At 43.6% G+C, this 2,618-nt stretch carries 4 protein-coding genes; 3 read left to right on the forward strand and 1 reads right to left on the reverse strand.

Annotation, left to right across the window (positions count from 1 at the left end):
• The 3 genes from PGX78_RS07040 to PGX78_RS07050 form a co-directional block, all read left to right on the forward strand.
• The coding region (locus PGX78_RS07040; RefSeq protein ID WP_270446133.1) for a phosphoglycerate kinase at positions 1-730 on the forward strand (730 nt) is incomplete at its 5' end.
• Between the two features lie 23 nt (positions 731-753).
• Positions 754-1,515, forward strand: coding sequence for a triose-phosphate isomerase (gene tpiA / locus PGX78_RS07045; protein WP_270446135.1), 762 nt, complete (start codon positions 754-756; stop codon positions 1,513-1,515).
• 192 nt (positions 1,516-1,707) lie between these two features.
• Complete coding sequence (locus PGX78_RS07050; RefSeq protein WP_006943235.1) at positions 1,708-2,256, forward strand: NADH peroxidase; 549 nt, start codon at positions 1,708-1,710, stop codon at positions 2,254-2,256.
• Positions 2,257-2,406: 150 nt separating this feature from the next.
• On the opposite strand, the gene PGX78_RS07055 is transcribed toward PGX78_RS07050, so the two are convergent.
• Positions 2,407-2,618, reverse strand: a 212-nt coding sequence (locus PGX78_RS07055; RefSeq protein WP_270446136.1) for a hypothetical protein, incomplete at its 5' end; no start/stop codon positions are given.

Genomic DNA, 2,618 nt, shown 5'->3' on the forward strand with positions numbered 1-2,618 from the left:
CCGTGCACATGCATCCGTAGCCGGTATTACGGAATTTTTACCTATGGCGGCAGGATTGCTTTTAGAAAAAGAAATCCGCTTTATCGGTGGTGCCGTAGAACATCCGGAACATCCTTTTGCCGCTATTATCGGCGGTGCTAAGGTATCGGATAAGATTGAAGTTATTTCCAGTCTTTTACCTAAGGTGGATTTAATGATTATCGGCGGCGGGATGGCCAATACTTTCTTGGCCGCACAAGGGTACGGTATCGGCAAATCCTTGGTAGAAGCAGATAAAATTGAACTGGCATCAACCTTAATGGAAGAAGCTAAAAAACAGAATACGGAGTTGTTGTTGCCCGTCGACGTAGTTGTGGCGGCTGAATTTGCTGCCCAAGCACCGTATAAGGAAGTTGATGTAGCCGACGTTCCTGCTGATTGGATGATTTTGGATATAGGAACAAAAAGTCGGGAATTGTTTGCTCATAAGCTTGAACCCATGAAACTCATCGTTTGGAACGGACCTATGGGTGTATTTGAAATGGAACACTTTGCCAAGGGGACGGAAGCGGTAGCACAAGCCGTTGCCGATTCGAAAGCCGTTTCGGTTGTCGGCGGCGGTGATTCTGTCGCAGCTGTCAACAAAGCCGGACTGGCTGATAAGATTACGCACATTTCGACAGGCGGCGGTGCTTCCCTTGAATATTTGGAAGGTAAGATATTGCCCGGTATTGCATCATTAAGCGAATAAGGAATTCTGGCAGGAGTATAAGTATGAGAAAAACGATCATAGCAGGGAATTGGAAAATGAATCATACAGGGGCACAAGTGAAGTCCGTATTGACTGAACTGGTTGCCGATGTGGCATTGGGCGTAAAGCCGGAAGTCGTTGTCGCACCTGTATTTCCTTATTTGGAAACAGCCGTTCAATTGACTCAGGGAACGGCTGTTCATATTGCAGCACAAAATATGCATTTTGAAGAGTCAGGGGCCTACACGGGAGAAGTATCACCGTCCATGTTGGTCGATATCGGCGTGGAATACGTAATTATCGGCCACTCCGAACGGCGTACATACTTTAATGAAACGGATGAAACGGTGAATTTGAAGGTCAAGGCGGCCTTGGCTCACGACTTGATTCCTATTATGTGTTGTGGAGAAACCCTGCAACAGCGTGAGCAGGGAGAAATGCAGAGGTTTATTGAAGGGCAAATAGCAGCGGGACTTGCCGGTATAAGCAAGGAGGAAGTAGAGCATATTGTCATCGCCTACGAACCTATTTGGGCAATCGGTACGGGGAAAACGGCGACGGTTGAACAGGCTCAGGAAGTGTGCGCCCTCATTCGTCGGAAGCTGGAAGCTTTATATGACATAAATACGGCTGACAAGATTTCAATTCTTTACGGCGGTAGTGTCAAAAGCGGTAATGTCGGAGAACTTACCTCATCGCTTGATATTGACGGAGGCCTTGTAGGCGGAGCCAGTTTGAAAGCTGATGAATTTACAAAAATTATTACTGCGGCAGTTGTAAAATAAAGGATTCTTTGAGAAGGGCCCTCGGGGTCCTTCTTTTTATATCCGAAATAAAATTAAAATATTTGTAAAAAAGTAATTTTACCTCTTGCATTCTCATTTACAGTTTGCTATACTCTAAACATAACAAATAACTATTACTTATTAATAGTAAATAAAAATTATTTTCAAAAACAATTAACGGAGGAATGAAATATGAAAAAGTTTGTTTGCGGAATTTGCGGTTATGTATTCGAAGGTCAGGCAGCTCCTGAAAAGTGTCCCCAGTGCGGTGCCCCGGCATCGAAGTTTTCCGAAATGACGGAAGGTGCTAAAGAATATGCTGACGAACATCGTGTAGGTGTAGCAAAGGGCGTTGACGAAAGAATCGTTGAAGGCCTTCGCATGAACTTTAACGGCGAATGCTCCGAAGTTGGTATGTACTTGGCTATGAGCCGTGTTGCCGATCGCCAGGGTTATCCCGAAATTGCAGAAGCTTACAAGCGTTATGCATTTGAAGAAGCTGAACATGCTGCAAAATTTGCGGAACTTCTCGGTGAAGTTTTGACAGACGATACGAAAAAGAACTTGGAAATGCGTGCTGCTGCCGAACAGGGTGCATGTGCCGGTAAGAAAGAATTAGCTACGTTGGCTAAACAATTAAATCTCGATGCTATTCATGATACGGTTCATGAAATGGCTAAAGACGAAGCTCGTCATGGCCGTGCATTTGACGGATTGTTGGCACGTTATTTCGGTAAATAAGATTCCGTTAACGGAATTTATATAGAATGTAAAGAGGGAAGCCTGCGGGCTTCCCTCTTTGCTCGTATTAGAGATTTTCGATGTATCGTATATAATATATACAAGGTCTACTACTTACGGTAGAATATAAAATTAGCTCATAGCACAATGTCAAATAATGATACTAAGGTATAAGAGAAACGTTGACATAGGTACAGCAGAATGATATGCTTTAAAAGCCGATTGGGGAGACCCGTCAATGACCGTGAAAATACTTTTTTTGAGCTTTTCTTTTTTTAGATAAAAAGAGGTTGACAAGAAAAGGTGAATGCGGTAAGATAAACGAGTCGCCAAACGGCGAGTGACCTTTGAAAACTGAACAA

This window comes from Megasphaera sp. AF13-6AC (assembly GCF_027685385.1).
Classification (GTDB): domain Bacteria; phylum Bacillota; class Negativicutes; order Veillonellales; family Megasphaeraceae; genus Megasphaera; species Megasphaera micronuciformis.

Coding starts and splice junctions, on each gene's coding strand:
- tpiA (WP_270446135.1), top strand. CDS start 754: ATGAGAAAAACGATCATAGCAGGGAATTGGAAAATGAATCATACAGGG.
- PGX78_RS07050 (WP_006943235.1), top strand. CDS start 1,708: ATGAAAAAGTTTGTTTGCGGAATTTGCGGTTATGTATTCGAAGGTCAG.